The organism is Sporosarcina sp. P32b, from assembly GCF_002743335.1.
In the GTDB taxonomy this organism is placed as follows: Bacteria; Bacillota; Bacilli; order Bacillales_A; family Planococcaceae; genus Sporosarcina.
The window spans coordinates 1-19,442 of sequence record NZ_PDZB01000024.1; the positions used below are offsets into that span (position 1 = coordinate 1).

The 19,442-nt window shown below is 38.2% G+C and carries 18 protein-coding genes and 1 other RNA gene; 4 read left to right on the plus strand and 15 right to left on the minus strand.

The features are described from left to right. Nucleotides 1-282 precede the first annotated feature (282 nt). From CSV64_RS13780 to CSV64_RS13800, 6 genes are all read right to left on the minus strand, one after another. On the minus strand, nucleotides 283-738 hold the full coding sequence (locus CSV64_RS13780; RefSeq protein WP_369823540.1) for a helix-turn-helix domain-containing protein: 456 nt from the start codon (nucleotides 736-738) through the stop codon (nucleotides 283-285). Nucleotides 739-861: 123 nt separating this feature from the next. Then, nucleotides 862-1,788, minus strand: coding sequence for a hypothetical protein (locus tag CSV64_RS13785; protein WP_099635165.1), 927 nt, complete (start codon nucleotides 1,786-1,788; stop codon nucleotides 862-864). 167 nt (nucleotides 1,789-1,955) lie between these two features. Continuing rightward, nucleotides 1,956-2,690 carry a hypothetical protein gene (locus CSV64_RS13790; RefSeq protein WP_099635166.1) on the minus strand — a complete coding sequence of 245 codons (735 nt, stop codon included), beginning with the start codon at nucleotides 2,688-2,690 and terminating at the stop codon, nucleotides 1,956-1,958. Between the two features lie 86 nt (nucleotides 2,691-2,776). After that, a complete protein-coding gene (locus tag CSV64_RS17135) occupies nucleotides 2,777-2,965 on the minus strand; it encodes a BA5345 family protein (RefSeq protein ID WP_483315628.1) in 189 nt (62 codons plus the stop codon). Between the two features lie 125 nt (nucleotides 2,966-3,090). Then, nucleotides 3,091-4,512, minus strand: a complete 1,422-nt coding sequence (locus CSV64_RS13795) for an SNIPE associated domain-containing protein (protein ID WP_233190475.1) — start codon at nucleotides 4,510-4,512, stop codon at nucleotides 3,091-3,093. A 491-nt stretch (nucleotides 4,513-5,003) separates the two neighbouring features. Further along, on the minus strand, nucleotides 5,004-6,929 hold the full coding sequence (locus CSV64_RS13800; RefSeq protein WP_099635202.1) for a DUF2075 domain-containing protein: 1,926 nt from the start codon (nucleotides 6,927-6,929) through the stop codon (nucleotides 5,004-5,006). A 210-nt stretch (nucleotides 6,930-7,139) separates the two neighbouring features. Here CSV64_RS13800 and CSV64_RS13805 point away from each other — a divergent pair, with 210 nt between their 5' ends. The 4 genes from CSV64_RS13805 (at nucleotide 7,140) to CSV64_RS13820 (ending at nucleotide 12,134) form a co-directional block, all read left to right on the plus strand. After that, nucleotides 7,140-7,991: a DegV family protein gene (locus CSV64_RS13805; RefSeq protein WP_099635167.1), complete on the plus strand. Its 852-nt coding sequence runs from the start codon at nucleotides 7,140-7,142 to the stop codon at nucleotides 7,989-7,991. Nucleotides 7,992-8,430: 439 nt separating this feature from the next. Next, on the plus strand, nucleotides 8,431-9,906 hold the full coding sequence (locus CSV64_RS13810) for a spore germination protein (RefSeq protein ID WP_099635168.1): 1,476 nt from the start codon (nucleotides 8,431-8,433) through the stop codon (nucleotides 9,904-9,906). A gap of 4 nt (nucleotides 9,907-9,910) precedes the next feature. Beyond that, complete coding sequence (locus tag CSV64_RS13815) at nucleotides 9,911-11,053, plus strand: GerAB/ArcD/ProY family transporter (protein WP_233190476.1); 1,143 nt, start codon at nucleotides 9,911-9,913, stop codon at nucleotides 11,051-11,053. Beyond that, nucleotides 11,028-12,134, plus strand: a complete 1,107-nt coding sequence (locus CSV64_RS13820; protein ID WP_099635170.1) for a Ger(x)C family spore germination protein — start codon at nucleotides 11,028-11,030, stop codon at nucleotides 12,132-12,134. The genes CSV64_RS13815 and CSV64_RS13820 overlap by 26 nt, the downstream gene beginning before the upstream one ends. 63 nt (nucleotides 12,135-12,197) lie before the next feature. Here the strand turns inward: CSV64_RS13820 and CSV64_RS17110 are convergent, their stop codons facing one another. The 9 genes from CSV64_RS17110 to eno all read right to left on the minus strand — a co-directional run bounded on the left by CSV64_RS17110 (nucleotide 12,198) and on the right by eno (nucleotide 19,431). Continuing rightward, nucleotides 12,198-12,785 (minus strand): Fic family protein, encoded by a 588-nt coding sequence (locus tag CSV64_RS17110; protein WP_099635171.1) that lies wholly within the window; start codon nucleotides 12,783-12,785, stop codon nucleotides 12,198-12,200. A gap of 144 nt (nucleotides 12,786-12,929) precedes the next feature. Beyond that, on the minus strand, nucleotides 12,930-13,280 hold the full coding sequence (locus tag CSV64_RS13830; RefSeq protein WP_099625630.1) for a type II toxin-antitoxin system RelE/ParE family toxin: 351 nt from the start codon (nucleotides 13,278-13,280) through the stop codon (nucleotides 12,930-12,932). Then, nucleotides 13,280-13,429 (minus strand): hypothetical protein, encoded by a 150-nt coding sequence (locus tag CSV64_RS16685; protein ID WP_155979509.1) that lies wholly within the window; start codon nucleotides 13,427-13,429, stop codon nucleotides 13,280-13,282. The genes CSV64_RS13830 and CSV64_RS16685 overlap by 1 nt, the downstream gene beginning before the upstream one ends. Nucleotides 13,430-13,606: 177 nt before the next feature. Then, nucleotides 13,607-13,968, minus strand: a transfer-messenger RNA (tmRNA) gene (gene ssrA, locus CSV64_RS13835). 90 nt (nucleotides 13,969-14,058) lie between these two features. Beyond that, nucleotides 14,059-14,526 (minus strand): SsrA-binding protein SmpB, encoded by a 468-nt coding sequence (smpB, locus tag CSV64_RS13840; RefSeq protein WP_099635172.1) that lies wholly within the window; start codon nucleotides 14,524-14,526, stop codon nucleotides 14,059-14,061. 42 nt (nucleotides 14,527-14,568) lie between these two features. After that, nucleotides 14,569-16,905: a ribonuclease R gene (gene rnr / locus CSV64_RS13845; RefSeq protein ID WP_233190478.1), complete on the minus strand. Its 2,337-nt coding sequence runs from the start codon at nucleotides 16,903-16,905 to the stop codon at nucleotides 14,569-14,571. Between the two features lie 83 nt (nucleotides 16,906-16,988). Next, on the minus strand, nucleotides 16,989-17,735 hold the full coding sequence (locus CSV64_RS13850; RefSeq protein ID WP_099635174.1) for an alpha/beta hydrolase: 747 nt from the start codon (nucleotides 17,733-17,735) through the stop codon (nucleotides 16,989-16,991). A 61-nt stretch (nucleotides 17,736-17,796) separates the two neighbouring features. Next, nucleotides 17,797-18,024, minus strand: coding sequence for a preprotein translocase subunit SecG (secG, locus tag CSV64_RS13855; RefSeq protein ID WP_029054061.1), 228 nt, complete (start codon nucleotides 18,022-18,024; stop codon nucleotides 17,797-17,799). Between the two features lie 111 nt (nucleotides 18,025-18,135). After that, a complete protein-coding gene (gene eno, locus CSV64_RS13860) occupies nucleotides 18,136-19,431 on the minus strand; it encodes a phosphopyruvate hydratase (RefSeq protein WP_099635175.1) in 1,296 nt (431 codons plus the stop codon). Nucleotides 19,432-19,442 lie beyond the last annotated feature (11 nt).

Genomic DNA, 19,442 nt, shown 5'->3' on the forward strand with positions numbered 1-19,442 from the left:
TTGTAATCTCAAAATCCGTATCGAATGGAATGGTTATGTACATATCTATCACCTCCGCTTTAGTATGCGAGAGATCGGTAGATTTGTACATATTTATCCCGGCGACAGTGTACATATTTATTTTAGCGTTTATAGTTGGCTGCATGTAGCCGTTTTTTCTCTTCGGTTTCCGTTTTCAGCCATCCGAATTGTTTGGGAATTGTTTGGGGACCTGGTACCGTATTTGGAAACTTTCATGATTATTTAAACATTCACATTTGTTTCTTGCACAGGTACCTAGTTTTAATAAGAAGACTCTGGAATGCTTATGAATTCGAGTACGTCCTTCAGTCTGAATTCTTCTTTGAGTTCGAATGATAGCGCTGTTTGTGCTTTTCGAGATACCCGTCCGGATCCATCTGAAAAGCTTTTACCTTTTTTATGTACGCTACCTCTAGACGCAAGAGCTCTTTCTAATTTCTGTTCACGTGTCATTTCTTCTTGCAGGGCAGGCTGTGTACGTGTGATGTTTTTCGATTTATGTGACATAGGAGGCCGTCCTTTCGGTTGGTCCAGGGCTACTTCACCGCCTTTAACAAACTTCTTTTTCCATGAAGAAATCATCGATGGATTCGTCTGGTTGAAATGAAGTGCGGTTTTCATCTGCGAAGCACCTATCCTTTTCATAATGCTTAGTACATCTAGCTTGAATTGAACAGAATAAACTTCATGAGTTTTCTTCCTGTATTGTCCATTCACGCCATATTTCCCGTACGCGATACCCAATTTTTAATTTGTCAATCTGACTTTATTTAAAGGTACCTTGCACTAATATTAAGTTTCATTTTCGCAGAGGTATCTTGCTTTTACCTATCTAATCACTCAATCATATTTAAACAAGCAATGATAGCAAAGATATTCTTCACCATAATACTCACCTTCTTCATCTCCAACTACGTGTGTAATTAAACAATCTCCACATTCTACATAATCACTAGGTTCTATAACTCTTAGGCAACTTAAACAAACACATTCTTCCAAGGCAACTATCATAGAATTTTTAAAGCAATATGGACAGCATTTAATTTTATTAAACTCTTTATAAGTAAATACATCTTGCTCATTAGTAAATTTCGGTATAAGTTCTCTAGCTAAATTTCTGAAATGTGTATTACAAAAATAGCAATATGCTTCATCGAGCCTTAGTGTTTCTTTTTGCATACAGTACGGACAGTCAAGTAATTTTATATTATCAGATACTTCTTTTAACATTGAAGTGATTTCTTTATATCTTTGAGTAATATAGCTATCCATTTGTAGCAGTTTATTGTTTATGTAATTCAATAATTCACTATCTCTACTAACTAGTTCCTCTCTATGAATGAAGGGTATTAAAAAAGAGAGAACCTCAAACGTTGTGGCTTCAAGGGCCATTATATGTATATTAAGATTATAATGCTCCATTTTATTCCTATGCATTTTGAGATTTTGTAATCTTTTTTTTGTCCTATCACTAATTTCAATTTGACAAATGTTCACAAGCCTACTTAAAAGATTTTCAAAGGATACACTTTTAAATTCTCCACTTACATAATTTTGATAATTAGCTTTGTTTATGTCTTCAAATAAAAATGACCAATGTTCTTTTTGTAAGCGTGACTTTAGAATTAACTCTAAACCTGCGCTCAAATGAAGAACAGCGTATTTAATACTTAATTCGTCGGCTTCTTCCATTTCCTTTAGAGAACATTTTATAAAATCAAGCCCATTGTCCGTCATTGAAATTTCAACTGAAAAATTACTATCCATAGCTAGCACCCCAATATGTATACTTATTAATTTTATTTAAAGGTACCTGTGCGTCAAACTTTCATGATTGTTTAAACATTCACGTTCGTTTCTCACACAGGTACCTTAGTTTAGGTACCCTCTTTTCAAGTTACTTTTATACTCTGTTCGGATTTGTTAGCTTATTTTCAATTCATTTCTGATTTATCACTACTCAGTCTCTGAATAGTTTCATAGTTCTTCACAATTGTACCGTACACTAAAAGTACAAACATGAGAATTAAAATCAGCCACCAGCTTACAACAAAATAATTGAAAAAGAGTGAAGCAGTTATTGCTAAATTGATGACAACCGTAATCAGAAACCCTGTTTTTCTCCAACTGTACAATTGACTAAGCAACGACTTATACTTCGGTGGATGACACAGTTCTTCATGGAACTTTACATGATTTAACCGTTCTCTAGAATAAAACAAGTACCCTCCATCCTTCGCTTGTAGTAGATATGTATGCTTATTAACCTTTTTCACAACCTCTAGCGGTTCTTCATCCACTATATGAAAGGATGTCTTTACACTGAATATGGAAAAGAAACCGTATACGAAGAGTAAAAGTAGAGTCACAAAAAACACCGCAAGAGAATATGATAGTCCCGCTATCAGTTTCCATGAAATTTCAGAATCTCCCCCTGCTCCCACGCTCACACCGTCTAACACTAGCGTGAATATTGCTGTACCAATCAATGCAGACAAGGTAAGCCATTGTGCAATCTGCACTGTTAATCTCTCACTTTCCGTTAAACGCAATTTTTCAATCGGCCTCATAAAAAATGAATTGTGGGCAATGCGAAAAAAAGGTAATAAGGAGATAGCAAGCAATATCACTACCTTCCACGGCTCCTGGATATAATCGAGAATCTGCACATTCATCTACTCCTTACTATCACATCTTAATTTGTGTTGCCATGATTGCAGTATAAGAATTATAAAATTGTAAAGGTACCAGGTCCTCACACAACTATTCTTAATAATACCCATGTTAGAGAATGATGAATTTGGTTCATCATATAACCCAGTGGAACTCCTATAACAGCTAGAAAAGCTCCTATAGCTACTACATCTATATTTTCTGACAAGTCTTTTATTTCTTCTTGATAAATAAAAAATATATTAATTAAATAAACCAGGTCCTCACACAACTCTAGTTCAATTCAAAATTGTTTCCAATTTGCGTGTGGACCTAGTACTCTGTTTGTGTTTTTCACACAGCAGCCTCACTACAAATCTTTCTTCCGCCTTTGGATTTATAAAAGCCAAGAATATATCAAGCAATAACTAACTCTTTTTTAGTTTCTTCTAGCTGTTTTCTGTGTGCAATAGTTTGTCTATAGTCTTCAGCTAAAGCAGTTGTTTTAAATTCAATTGTTTTATCATGATTTCTTTCTACAACGTCTTGTATTTCTTCTAGAGACACCTTGAAAAATTCTTTTCTTTCATTAATAAGGTTTAACCGTTTATCATTAAATGTTCGATGTAAAGTGTTTTCTAATGTTGGTGCATCTTCACTAAAAATCATTGCATGGACATCGAATAAGAATGGAACAGAAGCACTTCCTAATTCTTTAACTCGATCCAACGGTTCCAATCTTCTTGTCATTCCTATTTTATAAACATCTTCTCCGAATGATCCTATATTTGATATTACATATACATAACCAGCTCTAGTATTTCTTTCTCGGTTTAAAACATCCTCTTTTTGCTTATTAACTTCTTCTAATTTTTGATTTAATTCAGCGATTTTTAATTCTATTTCTGATAGTTGTTCTTGCGTTGCGTTTTCTTTTTGACTCTCTAACTTTTCTAAAGCTTGAATGAAATGTTTTTCTTCTTTTTCAATTGCTTCTTTTAATTTCGCAATTTCACGTCTAGCTTTTTCTTCTTCTTTTATCTGCTCACGGATTTCTCGTTGCTCTTCTTTTTCTTTTTCTAATTTTTGATTGTATTCAAGTGCCAGATATAACTCTTCATGTTTCAAATTTAAATAATTTACTTTCAATTGAATCTGATTGCTAGCGTTTAGTTTATTAATTATTTCAAATGTCCGATTAATCCGATCTTCCATAGACTTAATATTTGATACTTTAACTTTAGATATAGCTACATCACATTCATTATTAAATGAACGAATTGCAAGTTTAAGTAAGTTATTATTCATTTTCCTTCCTTCAGCCTTACTGCCATTTACTGTCCAATTAGAATTAAACGAGGCAGCATCTTTCTTAATTACCATTTCCTTCTGCTTATTTCTTATTTCGCTCAAACGTATTTTATATGCAGCAGAATCTTCTAAGTCATATTTAGGTTCGAAAAATCCAAAAGACTGCAAAAGCACTTCATCTTCAAGTTCAACATACTTAGTTTTCAAATTAGCATATTCAGTTTTATATGCGTTTAGAGATTCGGTTAACTTTAAATACTCTTGTTGTTTAACTTCCAGTTCTTCTTTCTGCTTTACAATAAGGTCAGCTATTTCAATCGATTCATCATAGCCATTGTTTTTTAGTTCTGATAGTAATTCTGCTTTTCCCTTAATTTTATTCAGTCTCTTTGTATGTAAGATTATTAAGATCGGTATAATTATTAGTCCAGGCAAAATTATTAGCATTGGATTAATTATGGCTAATAATACTGTTAGCAACGAAATGAACCATGCGCTTAATAACCATGGCATTGAGTCCTTGTTCATAATAAACCTCCATTTTTATGTTGTTAATTGTGATGAGATAGAAATATTTGATTGTAATAAATTTCATCGATAATTAAAGTAGCTGCGCCTGAATTTTTCGCGATTATTTAAACTATCACTTTCGCTTCTTACACAGACTTTTAACCTCTCATTTCTCACAAACCAGCTTGATCAACAGCTTACCCTTTCAAATCAACTTCGATTTTCTCAACTGCATAGGCAGCATAAATGTTGTCGAAGCCTTCAAACTCTAACTGTTTTATTAAGCCTATAAATTATGATAAAAATAATATCAAGAAAATAAATTGTTCATTCTATTATACTTCTAGTTGACGTTAAATAAATGGTTTTACTATACAATTTCTGTCTTTCAATTGTCCTTTCTGAAATCTAAATATCTAAAGTAGTTTTACACTATCCTTTAAACAGCCTATAGACGACAAATCTCATTAATAGTTTCAAAAATTATTACTATATTTATGATTTGAAAATCAATAACCTTCCCGCTCATCCACCAAATACAACAGCTGCTCCTGATCCCTACGATTCGCTGTCACTCTCTTCAATCGTTCTTTCAAATAAGACTGCAACTCTGGATCCGTACAATAAATAAAACATCCCTTTTGCCCCCGTGTCATAAGGGTCCGATACGTATTCCGGATAATCGAATCCGCCACCTCGTAAGCTTTTTCAGGATCTTCTCTAGCTAGCTTCTTAATACCTCTCAGTGATTGATCCGACTTTGCGCGCTTAGTAAAATCCGTGACCAGTTTCCCGTCCTCCATGCGGAGATCGTCCCCTATAATCACACCGACATAGTCAAACTCCAGTCCTTGAGCTGTATGGATACACCCTGCTTCACGAACAGAGGAATTCTCTATAGCCCACGTATTTTCTATGTTCCAACTAATACCGAAATCATGCTCCGGAATCGTAATGTCAAAATGATCTACGTCACGCCGATTGGATTTCGGCCACTCCCAGCAGTACCCCGCCATCAGACGTGATTTGTTGTTTCTCTTATTTAGCTTTTCAATTTCATTAAGCATTTCATTCGGATCATCAAACATCCTGAAATCGTAGTCCATCCCCATATCATTGATGTTTGCTGTATGTCTAATTTGCAATACATCATCCAACCATGCAATATAACCGTCTGATCCGCCACAACGGAATTGTGATACTAGCTCACGTGAGATGATCTCAGCGCCCAGTTCTTTTGCATATTTTTCAATGGTTTCTATACTGCCAATGTCGTGTATGGTAACTTTCTGATGTTCATCAATAAAGAAAATTGTAAATTGAGAGCCCTTAATCAGCTCTTTAACCTGATTCTCTCCTAGATTACGAAATAAGCCTGACTTCTCATTTAATCGATGAGCTTCATCGACGATTAAAATATCAAATTCATTTGGCTCTACTTCTGTAAAGCTGCCAGATCCTTTGAAGAGATTATCAATATGCGACTTTTTAAAATCCTTTTTCAGCTTTGTAGAATAAATATGCCGCGGCGCAGCATTCTTCGTTACATACATCGCCACCAGTTCTTCAGCTATCAACTTCACCATTAAATTAATAGCGAGCACAGATTTACCTGTACCGGGTCCCCCTTCCACTATCATCACTTGTTTAGTTCCTGTCCGGATACTATTGAGCGCTAAGTGGAATGCCTCTTCATAAAACACTTTCTGCTCATCGATCATGATGAACTCTTCATTTCCTTTTAACATATTGTTCAATGCATCCTGAAGAGATTTTGACGGTCGGATTCTACCATTTTCAATCTGATAAATTAAATGATTGCGGTCACCTTCGCGTATGTACTTTTTAATGAATGTCCGCAACTTGGAAATTTCACCTTTAACAAAAACAGGTGCCTTTTCTAGATGATCCGTATAGTGATCATCTGTTAACGGATCATTATCTGTTTTACGATAGTTATGTAAGTAAGCACACGGTTCCAAACGAATTTCTTGTTGCTGAACGTTTTCATTGAAATCTTCAATGAGGGCCGCATACGACCATGCCTGATAGGAGGGATGGACGACTTCTCTAACACCTCCACCGACATATGTGCGAACCAACGCATCACGGGATGGTACTTTTTCTACTTCTTCCCACTGCTTTAATTCTACAATGACTACATGATCTTGCGTCCCGTCATTACCCGCAATAAGAAAGTCCACCCGCTTGGACGTATTAGGAATATTGAATTCAATAGCGACTGCTGCATCGCGCGGTATATCGTCATCCTGCATCACATTGGACATTTTCTGCAAAGAATTTTCCCACGAACGAATCTCCGCTTTACTCGTTCTTCCTATTTTCTTTTGATAGGAGCTATATAACCGATCAATCAACAGTTCATTTACGACATCACCAACAAATTGTTCTTTCGTCGATTCATATATAATCAATACATCACCCACATACTTTATATTTACGTTCTATCCACATCCTACCATTATAATAGTATAACGACAATACTTGACAAAATAATCAGTATACTAAGAATTACTTTTTCATACATTTCATAAATCCAACATACATACCCCATCTATCATGTATAGTTAAACTAAACTCAATAATCACACACCTAATAAAATACAAACAGGAGGCGACATACAATGAATAAAATCATCTTAACAACAGAAAGCGGTGCCGATTTGCCGGAGTTTTTAGCGAAGAGACATAATGTACAAGTAGTACCCATGCACGTCATCATGGACGGCCAGGACTATTTAGACGGTCATCTACCCGTACAAGACATCTTTGATTTTTACGATCGTACTAAAAAAATTCCGTCCACCGCCGCCACGAATACCCATGAATACCAAGAGTTCTTCAAAAAGATTCGAACAGAATTTCCTGATCATACAATCGTTCATATAGGCTATACATCGAAGGCATCTGTTTCCTATCAAAATGCGTTAACCGCAGCGGAAGATGTAGAGGATATTTATTTAATCGATGCATTAAACGTCACAGGCGGATTAACTGCGGTGATTATGTATGCGGTTGCTCTGCTGGAGGAAGAACCTGAAATGGATCCTGTCCACTTGCTAGAAAAGATCGAAGCAAAGGTTCCCAAAGCGAGACTTGCCTTCCTTCCGGGTAGCTTAGACTTTTTACGGGCTGGCGGACGAGTCAGTAATATGGCGTATCTAGGCGGGGCTTTGTTAAAAATCAAACCGTGTATTGAATTAGTGGAAGGGAAGCTTGTTTCGACTAAAAAATATCGTGGGAACATGAGCAAAGTGGCTGAAAGTTTGCTACTAGACTATTTACAGCAATATGACATTGATAGACAACAAATTTATTTTATATACTCTATCGGGCTTAGTGAGACTATTAAAGAACGGATCAATGAAATTGCACGAGAACGAGGATTTGAAAATAGTCTTTGGATGGAAGCGGGTGCGATGATTTCGTCACATTCTGGTCCTGGAGGATTTGGGATTGCGGGGATAGAGGTTTAATATCAAAAAGGTATCTGTGTTATACAGGTACCTTTAATTATGTTGAGCTCTATCTAATAAAACACAAATACCGTCCTCAACAACAAACGAGCTCCATTGCCATCAGTGGAGGTATTTTCCAACCCGCTATGGAGAATTACAGTTTCGTACACAACTATAGATCAGTTACTTGTTTTTCATAAGAGAACTCTCATTTAAACCCTTACTGAATATAATTCCAAACATCTTCCACAGATTCATAACCGAAAATATTAGACAATAACAGCCCCAATTCAATCGAGTCCGCTCGCATTATCGCTTCTTTAATGTCTACTTGTGCCTCTGCATCATATTAATTTAGTTTCGTATATTTCAAGCTTAAAAAGCCAACAATGGAATTAATATCGAATTTTACCGTTCTTCCAAAATGCTTTTTAACATATAGAAGTGAGGAATGTACATGTTTTGGAAAAAACAATCAGATGAAAATAAGCCTGATTCTCAATCAAATGCAGAATCAGAAATATCAATAGAGACTCTAAAAAAAGCCCTCGTTCAAATGGATGATGCGGAATTTGTGGAAATCAACATTTCTGAAAATCAACATGTTGATCTTATCTACGTAAGAACTCTGATTGACCAAGAAAGATTAAATGAAAGCATTCTAAAACCTTTATCTAACTGTTCCAAACAATCCATTCAGGAATGCAATGTTCACTCAACAATAAACCCCATTTCCACTTTTAATGAGGCAAAAAAGCAGCTGTTTAAAGGATCTGTTTTGTTATTTGACTCTTCGTCAAATCTTTGGTTCGCTATCCCTTTAGAAAATCCACTTGGACGAGCAATTGAACCATCCGATACTGAAACCATCCTTTTAGGAGCAAAAGACAGCTTCAGTGAACAGCTAGAACAAAATATTACGCTCATTCGTAGGCGTCTTCCAACACATGATCTGAAAACAGAGAAGTTCACCGTTGGTTCTTTAAGTGAGACAAATGTGGTCTTATTGTACATAGAAGGGCTGACCAATCCAGAATTTGTTTCAACCGCCAAAAAGAAGATTTCGGAAATTAATTATGATCTCTTATCTGATTCTTCTCAAGTAGCGGAATTCATGGAGGAACATCAAGATAGTATTTTTCCTCAGTTTCAGCAAACTGACCGACCTGATGTTGTTGCTTATTCTCTGGGATCAGGAAAAATTACGATTCTGGTAGACAATACACCTTTTGCTCTCGTTGCCCCAATTACTTTTTTTCATTTGTTCCAATCACCAGAGGATTATATTAATCGATGGGTAGTTGCCAGTTTTTTGCGCATCATCCGATATGTAAGTTTTATTCTGTCTATCACATTGATCCCATTCTACGTGGCATTAACAACTCATCACTATCAAATGATTCCTTTACAAACACTTTTCGTCTTGGTGGAGTCAAGGAGCAAGCTTCCGTTCACTCCTTTTTGGGAAGCATTTATCATGTTGATTTTTATTGAAATTATAAAAGAAGCAAGTTTAAGGATGCCAACAAAGACTGGTCAAACGCTTGGGGTTATTGGGGGCATTGTAATCGGTCAAGCAGCAGTTGAGGCTGGTATGGCAAGTCAGGTGTTAATTGTCTTGGTAGGGATTTCAACTATTGGATCTTTTCTTGTTCCTAATTACCTTGTGACAAAGGCGAATTCATTGATTCAATTCATTCTTCTTATATTTTCTTCGTTTCTTGGGATAGTAGGGATTGTTTTGGCAATGATTATCATTTTAGCCCACCTTAATGGCTTGTCTTCACTCAAGCAGCCATATTTATCTCCTGTTGCCCCTTTCTACGGAAAAGATTGGCTTGACCTATTCATTCGAGGGCCTTTAGTCAAAATGAAGGAGCGTCCAGAACATCTTAAACCGCTGAAGATGAAGAGATATCAAACTAGGAGATGAACTGATGGAAGCCCTTCAATTATTTAATAAGAATGAAACCTATAATGGGTTCTATGTCATGTTGATGGTAAATCGCCTCCAAATGCTTTACTTTTTTTTGATTATGCCAAGGTTTTTGATCCATTCATATATGATTTGGGTGATTATAGCGGTCGGCATATTGTCTCAACTAAACATTCTTCTTTTATCCAAATGGTTTTTAACCCGGTTTTCTAGCGAAGGATACAACGGATTTGTCCAATTATTCGGAAAAAAACTTGTACGTCTCCTCTCATTCATCGGGTTGTTCTTTATCCTGCTTAAACTTTTCGTGATTTTGTTAGGATTCTCGGAAATGGTTCAAATATTTATGTTTCCAGCTACAGATTCAAATTGGCTTATCTTTTTTATTCTGTTGTCTTGTTTGTATGTAGCATGGAAGGGCGTTGAAAAAACTATACGTTTCGTCGTGATTTCATTTTTGTGTACATTTTGGATGTTCTTATTCTTTGCTTTTTTCTTCTTTCCTCCAATAGCTCAACTCAGTGATTTGTATCCGATTATTCCAATGGAATTAAGTGTGGATTCCTGGAAAGGAATATTTTTAATTTTATCTTCATTTTCAGGGCCTGAATTTCTGGTATTTTTAGGACCGTGGTTTAAAACAAATAATAAGACATTTCGCTATTTGTCTTATGGCAATGCTCTAACCGTTATAGAGTATGTATTTTTATATATGGCGTCCTTATTCTATTTCGGTTCCAATTATTTAAGTAAAAGTCAATTTCCAATTGTCACTATGGCTCGTTATTTTCAAAATCCAGTAATTGAACGTATTGATATGGTCATGCTTTCTTTAGAATTATTTAACATCGTATTTGCGGTTTCAATTTTTCTACTGTTGTTTTATGGAGCATCTAAAATAGCTAGTGGGAAAATGGAGAGACCACCCAGTCGAGTAGGCTTTTTATTCAGTGTATTCATTATTTTAATTGGAATGATTCTTGTAAATGAATGGATTTGGAAGTCAGATGAAAAGCAGGTTATTTTACTTAATCTTCAAATTTTAGCAGGAAGCTTAAGTTACTTAGTGGTTCCAATTACTATGATCGTAGTGATGAAGATAAAGGGGTTTAATAAACATGAGACTACGAAAGAAGATGGCTAAAAAATTGTCAATCATATTTATGGCGTTATGGTTAACTGGATGTGCCCCTTTTACTGAAAATAACATTATTGAAGAGCTTACTCCAGTCACATTTTTATCACTTAGTAAAGGGGATGAAGGTAAAATAAAAATCAGTACGATTTTGCCTTCTCTAAGCAAAGAAAAAAAGAGTGTAATAACGCAAGAAGTAAGCTTAATAAAGGAGGTACTAAGGAGTTTTAATTTAAGCTTCTACCAGGAAATGAAATTTGGGCAAATGCGAATGCTGATAATTAATGAAGACCTCGGAAGAAACGAAGGTATTATGTCCATTATTAATGTGTTATTGACTGATCCGGATATTTCTTTGAGAATCTATTTAGTTATCGTAAAAGGAAATTTTGAAGAATACTTGGAAAATCAATTGGACAAACAAGAAAATCTTGATTACTCTTTTTACCGAATGCTGAAGCACTATGAGGAAAAAAATCAGGGAGAATTAAGTGTCGTTAATCTACATGAATTTAAAAAATTGTTATATACTCCTTATTCAGATCCTTTCTTACCTGTATTCAAAATAGAAAATGACGCTATCAGCTATGAAGGTACAGCCCTGTTTCAAAATGATAAACTAGTTGAAATAATAACAACTTATGATGATCGTATCTTCCAACTGTTACACAACGATCACTACTTAGCAGTTTTACCGATCCCAGAATTACAAGTTGTTCTAGGTCATGTTAGGTCTAAAACGAAAGTGGATATCAATAAAAGCTTGTCTACAATGACCTATACAGTGAATATAGACTCAAGAATTGAAGAATACCGGGGAGAAAAGCAATTATTTGACCCACAGGATTTAGAAGATTTTAAAAAAGATATCCAATCCAATCTTGAAAAACAAACACAAGAACTAGTAAAAAAGATGCAAGAATTGAATGTGGATCCATTACAGCTAGGCATTCATACATTAAAACCATTCTCAAAACCAATGGATGAAAAAAAATGGATTGAACTTTACAAGAAGATGGACATTAAAATAAAATACAATATTAATATTAATCCTTTGACGGATGCAAATTCAAAAAGGCAAAACCTTTAATTCTTCCTATTGCAATCTCTTTCTCATTAATCGGACGTGCGTCTTCTTCAGCCTGCTTTTCCTTTAACCATTGTTCACGTTCGGCCTTCGGCTTCCGTCCGCGCTTTTTCGGTACCTGCTTCTTTTTCTTTTTGGCGGCTTGGACTCGTCTCTTGCCTCAAAATGTGTGGCATCGAAGGCGACATATTCATCGCTGATATGCCCTTGTAGAATTAGTTCATCATGGATCTGTGGAACTACTACAGCATCAGGTGGCGTATGAGAGGCACCTGATATGATTACATTCTGCTCTCTATACTTCCCTGCATTTGTTCTGTCTATTGAATGCAAGACGATGCCATGCAATTCTTTAATCACTATTTCTGAGAGGGGCTGATCTTGCTGCACCATTTCTTCGGCAACTAAAATTGCTTCTTTATGATTAATAGCTTCTAGGTGCTCTCTCATGGATTTTCCGGCAATAACTATGCCATCATCTAGCACTGCTTTTGTTTCATAAATCGATAATCTATTTCCTTCAATCGCATTGGAATGATATGTATTTTTAATTAAAAAGTCTTCTTTCAGGCTACGAATAAGCCCTTTTGAAATTGGTCGTCGTTGATCGACATTCTTTTTTAACAGTGAAAGTCGATCCGTTTTTTCTATCACAGCTTACATCCCCTTTATTAAAATAAGGGATATTGTGCAAGAGCTCACTCTTGTACAATATCCCTTCATCGAAAAAGTATAGAAAACCGATTCATCACTGGATATATTTCCAGATGTATTCAACGTCTTCGTATAGCTGCTTCACTACAATTCATTTTCTAAAATTCGATCTATTATTCGTATGATTTCCTTTACAGATATATCTTCTTGTTCGTTTTTAGAGTAAATGGTTAACGGATATATTTCTAAGGCGGCTGTGACTAAATACCATATTACACGGAATCCGCCACTCTTGCCTTTGTCTGCATTTGGATTACTCAATCTGGTTTTATATACGACATTTCCTTTGGTTCTGGGAATTCGGTCCCCATATAATTTACCTTCTTCAAAATCTGCAAAAAGGGAATCCACTAAATCAACCACTACTGGATATTTTCTAGCGATTTTTAAAAGCTCTTTTTCGAACGCTTTAACACCAAGCACTTTATACTTCATTATTTTTCTTCTAAGCTCTTCCTCACTCGGTTCATCATATCCTTATATGAATGTTTGGGTAGCTTTCCCTTTCTCATTTGGTTTACTTCTTTTATAGATTCTGTCAGTATTTTTTTACTATCTGCCTGATTGTCTTTTAAAATGGCCATTTCATTTTCCTCCTTCTCATCCACACATACCACATCCTTTCAGATTATGTATATGTGTAAGTATGTAATGAGCATGATGATTTAAACATCGTTTTACTTTATTTTTAAAAATAAGGGATATCACACAAGAGGTTCTCTTGTACAATATCCCTTACATCTTATTACACCTTAATCTCATAATGGAGACGGTGGGAGTCGAACCCACGTCCAAAGGCTCTGCTACTTCAGCGTCTACGCGTGTAGATTGACTACTTAGGTTTCGCGCAAGCATTCTGCCATCAATCAGGGCGTCCTGTGCGCTATTCCGGGAATCTCTTATGACACCCTCAGAATGCAGATGTCATCGTAGCTCACTAATAAGTGAACCTTACGCCTCCACATGAGCGATGGAAACGGAAGGTAGATTCAACAGCTTACGCTGCGAATGCTAGGTTGTTGTTTGTTTTGCCAGTTATTATTAACTGTCGTTTCTGACGGAGACGATCCCTCCGACGCGCGGCTCAAGCCCAGACCACCCCTGTCGAATCCGTAACGTCCCCGAAGGAAAGTCCGGAACCCAGACCCGTTTCACTTAAAACGGCGGGTCGTACTTGATACTTCATCTAGTATATAATAAATCGGTTCGATTATCAATCTTGTTGATTGGATTTGAATACTCGTTGCATATCACGCTTATGCTCTTTTTCTTTCAAGTCTTGGCGCTTATCATAGAGTTTCTTCCCTTTACCTACACCGATCAATACTTTAGCGAAGCCATTTTTAATATACATTTTCAACGGGATGATGGAATAACCTTGTTCTTTCATCGTGCCTGCGAGTGAAGCAATTTGTTTTTTGTGCAACAGTAATTTCCGCACACGAACGGGATCGTGGTTATGAATATTCCCTTGTTCATACGGGCTGATGTGCATATTTGACAACCATGCTTCGTTATTACGGATTAGAATAAATGCGTCGCGCAACTGGACTTTCCCTTTGCGGATCGATTTGATTTCCGTTCCTTTTAGCACGATGCCTGCTTCAATCGTTTCTTCAATTGCGTAATCAAAGTTCGCCTTTTTATTGACGGCGAGTACTTTTCCAGATCCTTTGGCCATGCAACTTCCTCCTTGCTAGAAGACCGGAGACGTGCTCCAGTCTTATTTTTTCTTCGGTCGTTTCTTAGATTTCTTTGGCATACCTTCGTAAAACTTCTTCTTTGGCTTTTCGTACTTTTTATTGCGCTTGTCGCTAGAACTTTTCGCTCCGCCACCTACACTTGGTTTACTACTAGACGCTTGGCTTCTTCCTCTGCCTGCACCTTGGCCTCTGCTCTTGCCTCTACTAGCTTGGATGACTGTTGGTGACTCTTTACGAGAACCTCTGAAGTTTTCTTTCATGCCGACGATTTCGAAGTCTACTGCTTGTTCTTCTGGTTTAACAGATGTCACACGCACTTTTACTTCGTCCCCGATACGGTATTGTTTCGCTGTCCGTTCGCCGATCATCATCATTTGGCGATCGTCGAAACGATAATAGTCGTCGTTCATGTTTTTGACATGTACGAGTCCTTCTACCGTGTTCTCCAGTTCGACAAAGATTCCGAAGTTCGTCACAGAAGAAATAACGCCTTCAAACTCTTCTCCGATTTTATCTAACATGAACTGTGCTTTCTTCAGTGCGTTCGTATCACGCTCTGCGTCTACTGCACGGCGTTCACGTTCAGACGTGTGTCGAGCAATCTCAGGCAGTGTAGCAGACCAATGTGCAACCGTTTGTGCCGATGTGTCTTTATTGAATAAATACGTACGGATCAGACGGTGAACGATTAAGTCTGGGTATCTTCTGATCGGTGCAGTGAAGTGCGTGTAGTATTCTGTAGACAAACCGAAGTGACCGATACTGTCTTCAAAGTACTTCGCTTGTTGCATCGAACGTAATAACATCGTCGAGATCAGTGATTGTTCTGGCATTCCTTCGATCGATTTCACGATTTCTTGCAATGCACCTGAATCGATTTCTTTCCCTGTTCCTTTGACGACGATACCGAATGTCGTAAGGAACTCGAAGAAGCGTTGTAATTTCTCTTCTTTAGGATCTTCGTGGATTCGGTATAAGAACGGCACTTTCATGCGGTCGAAGTGCTCGGCGACGGTTTCGTTGGCAGCTAGCATAAATTCCTCGATCAAACGTTCAGATACTGTACGCTCGACAATGATGACGTCTGTTGGCCATCCTTCTTCATCTACTAGAATTTTGGATTCTTTGAAGTCGAAGTCGATTGCACCACGATCTTGACGCTTCTTACGGAAAATGCTTGCCAGTTTCGCCATGTCGTTTAACATTGGGACGATTTCTTCGTATTTCTTTGAAAGTTCTTCGTCTTGATGATCGATGATTTGATACACTTCATCGTATGTCATGCGGTAACTGGAATTGATAACACTCGGATAAATATCATGATCAATGACTTTACCATTTGCATCGACTTTCATTTCGCATGTCAAAGTTAAGCGATCTTCTCCTGGATTGATAGAACAGATACCGTTAGACAAGCGATGCGGTAACATCGGAATGACGCGGTCTGTTAAATAGACACTCGTACCACGGTCTGCAGCTTCTACGTCCATTGGAGAGTTCTCTGTGACATAATAGCTGACGTCCGAGATATGCACAAATAGACGATAAGATCCGTTGTCTTCTTTGAAGACGGAAATCGCATCATCCAAGTCTTTTGCATCGGCACCGTCAATGGTCATCGTCAATTCTTTACGTAAATCTCTACGACCTTCGAAGTCTTCTGGCTGAACTGTCGTCGGTACACTGTTCGCGTGTTCCATAACATCTTCAGGGAATTCGATTGCAATACCATGTTTGTGAATGATCGATAGGATGTCTACACCTGGGTCGTTTTTATGCCCGAGAATCTGTGTGATCATGCCCGTTGCATTGTTTTCATCGGTTGGCCAGTTCGTAATTTCCGCGATCACTTTCTGACCGTCTACCGCTTCTAGTGAATGACCTTTTTCGATATATAAATCCATCGGCAATTTCTTATCGTCTGGTAGAACGAAACCATAGCCTTCATGGGCTTGATACGTTCCGACGACTTGTGTCGTTTTACGCTCGACCACTTTCGTGATGACGCCTTCGCGACGATCTCCGAATGAGCTGCCGGATACGCGTACAAAGACGATGTCGCCGTTCATAGCGCCGTTTACTTCATGGGGTGGGATGAAGACATCATCGCCCTCTACTTCCTCTGGTACGACAAAGCCGAAGCCTTTTGCGTGACCGATGAATTTACCGCGAAGTAGATTCATTTGTTCTGGCAAGCCGTAGCGGTTATTGCGTGAACGAACAATTTTCCCGCTCTGTTCTAATTGTACGAGCATTTTTACTAAGTCTTTAAATTCGTCCGCCTGTTCTAAGTTGAGTGCTTCTTGTATTTCGTGGACAGTGGACGGCATATAGGATTTGTCTTTTAATAAAGACATAACCCGTTCTTGTAACTCTTTTATATTTGGTTCCAAACAATCATCTCCTCCTTTTGTTCCTTTAGTTATATCTTCCCCTGTTTTCACTCTTGCCAATCAAGGGATTCTAAAAAATGTAGTACGTTTTCGTGAAGTTGTGCTTTTTCGGGACCTAGTGTAATGACGTGGCCGGATTCTTCGTACCATTGTAGTTCTTTGTCCGTGGATTCTGCTTCGTCATAGATGATTTGCGCGGAATTTGGATCGATTACGTCGTCATGACGTGATTGAACTACGAGTAATGGTGTGTAGATGCAGTCGACTTGGTCGCGTACGCCTTGTACCATCGATTGCAAACCGTCTAGACCTGGCATCGACTTCGTTTTTAAGTCGTCCATTTCTTCTTTGATTTGCTCGTCTGACAGGCCTGCGAACTTTTTGTAATCTCGTGCATATTTCAGCACGCCTGACCACATCAAGTCAGTCGTTTTCATCGTCATCGGTGCACACATCGTGACGATGCCTTTGAGCGGAAATTGCGCTGCGAGTTTCAATGAGAATACACCGCCGAGCGATAATCCCGCCACGGCAATCTCTTCATATCCTGCCCCTTTTAGCTCATTATATGCATCCAATACATCTTGCCACCACTGGTCAGGATTCGTCAGGATTAGTTCCTCAGGCGGCACACCATGACCGCGGTAATGTGGTGCTAATGAAGTATAATTATGTTTTTCAAGGAAGCGGCCGAGCATCCGCACGTCCGCGGATGTTCCTGTGAAACCATGCAACAGTAATACCGCACGTTTTCCATGTTGAAAGAAGAATGGTTTCGGTTGGGCAATTCGCATGTCTTTCGTTCCCTTCTACGAAAAGCGCCTGACCGTTCAAACATGGTCAGGCGCTTGCATTTTATATTTTCATAATCGCAATGGTTAGGACAAAAAATAAGACGGATAAGACGATTGTCGCTCTTTGTAGAACGAGATCTAATCCACGTGCTTTTTGTTTTCCGAAAAGTTGCTCTGCGCCTCCGGAGATGGCCCCTGACAGTCCCGCACTTTTACCGGATTGCAATAAAACGACTACTATTAATGCTATAGCTACGACTATCAGCGATGCTGTGAAAACTGCATGCATGTTTTTCCACCTCCAAAAATAGCAAGTTACAACATTTCTATTCTACCAAAGCAAGTCTCTCGGCACAACCTTTTGTTACAAATTATGCCGATTGACCAGTAGTAGCGTTTATTATTTATTCAAATTATAGAATGTGTCTTTGCCTAGGTACTGTGCTGTTTCAAACAATTGGTCTTCGATACGAAGCAATTGATTGTATTTCGCGACACGATCCGAACGAGAAGGTGCACCCGTTTTGATTTGGCCAGCGTTTGTTGCGACTGCGATGTCTGCAATCGTGACGTCTTCTGATTCACCTGAACGGTGAGAGATGACTGCCGTATAGCCTGCGCGTTTCGCCATTTCAATCGCATCGAATGTTTCAGTCAATGTACCGATTTGGTTCACTTTGATAAGGATCGAGTTACTGATGCCTTCTTTAATTCCACGTGATAATTTTTCCGTGTTTGTCACGAATAGATCGTCACCGACTAATTGAACTGTATTGCCAAGACGTTCTGTCAATAGCTTGTGGCCAGCCCAGTCGTTCTCGTCCAAACCGTCTTCGATTGATACGATTGGGTACTTTTCGCAAAGCTCTTCATACCAAGCAACCATTTCTTCAGATGTTTTACGAATATCTTCACCTGCAAGGTAGTAGTTGTTTTGGTCTTTATCGTAGAACTCAGAAGAAGCTACGTCCATTGCAAGCAAGATATCTTCGCCTGCTTTGTACCCTGCTTTTTCGATCGCTTCGATAATCGTTGATAGTGCTTCTTCGTTAGATGCTAAGTTCGGAGCAAATCCGCCTTCGTCTCCAACCGCTGTGTTCAAGCCTTTACTGTGAAGTACAGATTTTAGGCTGTGGAAAATTTCCGTACCCATGCGAAGTGCATGTCGGAAAGATTCTGCGCCAACTGGCATGATCATGAATTCCTGGATGTCGACGTTGTTATCTGCGTGCTCTCCACCGTTTAGGATATTCATCATCGGTACCGGCAATTGCTTCGCGTTGAATCCGCCAAGGTACTGGTACAATGGAACGTCTAGGTAATCTGCTGCTGCGTGTGCAACTGCCATAGATACTCCTAGAATTGCGTTCGCACCGAGCTTGCCTTTATTGTCTGTACCGTCTAATTCGATCAATGCTCTGTCGATGACGACTTGATCCAATACCGAATAGTTTTCTTCTAGTTCAGAAGAGATCACTTCATTGACATGATCGACTGCTTTCAATACGCCTTTACCGTTATAACGATTTTCGTCGCCGTCACGCAATTCTACCGCTTCATACTCCCCAGTAGATGCACCAGATGGTACGATGGCACGTCCAAAGGCACCGCTTTCTGTGAATACTTCTACTTCTACAGTTGGATTGCCTCGTGAATCCAATACTTCTCTAGCTTGAATGTGGGTAATGATTGGCATGAAAATCTCTC

Excerpts from the sequence above, each read along its gene's own strand:
- CSV64_RS13785 (WP_099635165.1), bottom strand. The coding sequence starts at position 1,788 with ATGGATAGTAATTTTTCAGTTGAAATTTCAATGACGGACAATGGGCTT.
- CSV64_RS13795 (WP_233190475.1), bottom strand. The coding sequence starts at position 4,512 with ATGAACAAGGACTCAATGCCATGGTTATTAAGCGCATGGTTCATTTCG.
- CSV64_RS13805 (WP_099635167.1), top strand. The coding sequence starts at position 7,140 with ATGAATAAAATCATCTTAACAACAGAAAGCGGTGCCGATTTGCCGGAG.
- CSV64_RS13810 (WP_099635168.1), top strand. The coding sequence starts at position 8,431 with ATGTTTTGGAAAAAACAATCAGATGAAAATAAGCCTGATTCTCAATCA.
- CSV64_RS13815 (WP_233190476.1), top strand. The coding sequence starts at position 9,911 with ATGGAAGCCCTTCAATTATTTAATAAGAATGAAACCTATAATGGGTTC.
- CSV64_RS13820 (WP_099635170.1), top strand. The coding sequence starts at position 11,028 with ATGAGACTACGAAAGAAGATGGCTAAAAAATTGTCAATCATATTTATG.
- CSV64_RS13830 (WP_099625630.1), bottom strand. The coding sequence starts at position 13,280 with ATGAAGTATAAAGTGCTTGGTGTTAAAGCGTTCGAAAAAGAGCTTTTA.
- CSV64_RS16685 (WP_155979509.1), bottom strand. The coding sequence starts at position 13,429 with ATGGCCATTTTAAAAGACAATCAGGCAGATAGTAAAAAAATACTGACA.
- smpB (WP_099635172.1), bottom strand. The coding sequence starts at position 14,526 with ATGGCCAAAGGATCTGGAAAAGTACTCGCCGTCAATAAAAAGGCGAAC.
- rnr (WP_233190478.1), bottom strand. The coding sequence starts at position 16,905 with ATGTCTTTATTAAAAGACAAATCCTATATGCCGTCCACTGTCCACGAA.
- CSV64_RS13850 (WP_099635174.1), bottom strand. The coding sequence starts at position 17,735 with ATGCGAATTGCCCAACCGAAACCATTCTTCTTTCAACATGGAAAACGT.
- secG (WP_029054061.1), bottom strand. The coding sequence starts at position 18,024 with ATGCATGCAGTTTTCACAGCATCGCTGATAGTCGTAGCTATAGCATTA.
- eno (WP_099635175.1), bottom strand. The coding sequence starts at position 19,431 with ATGCCAATCATTACCCACATTCAAGCTAGAGAAGTATTGGATTCACGA.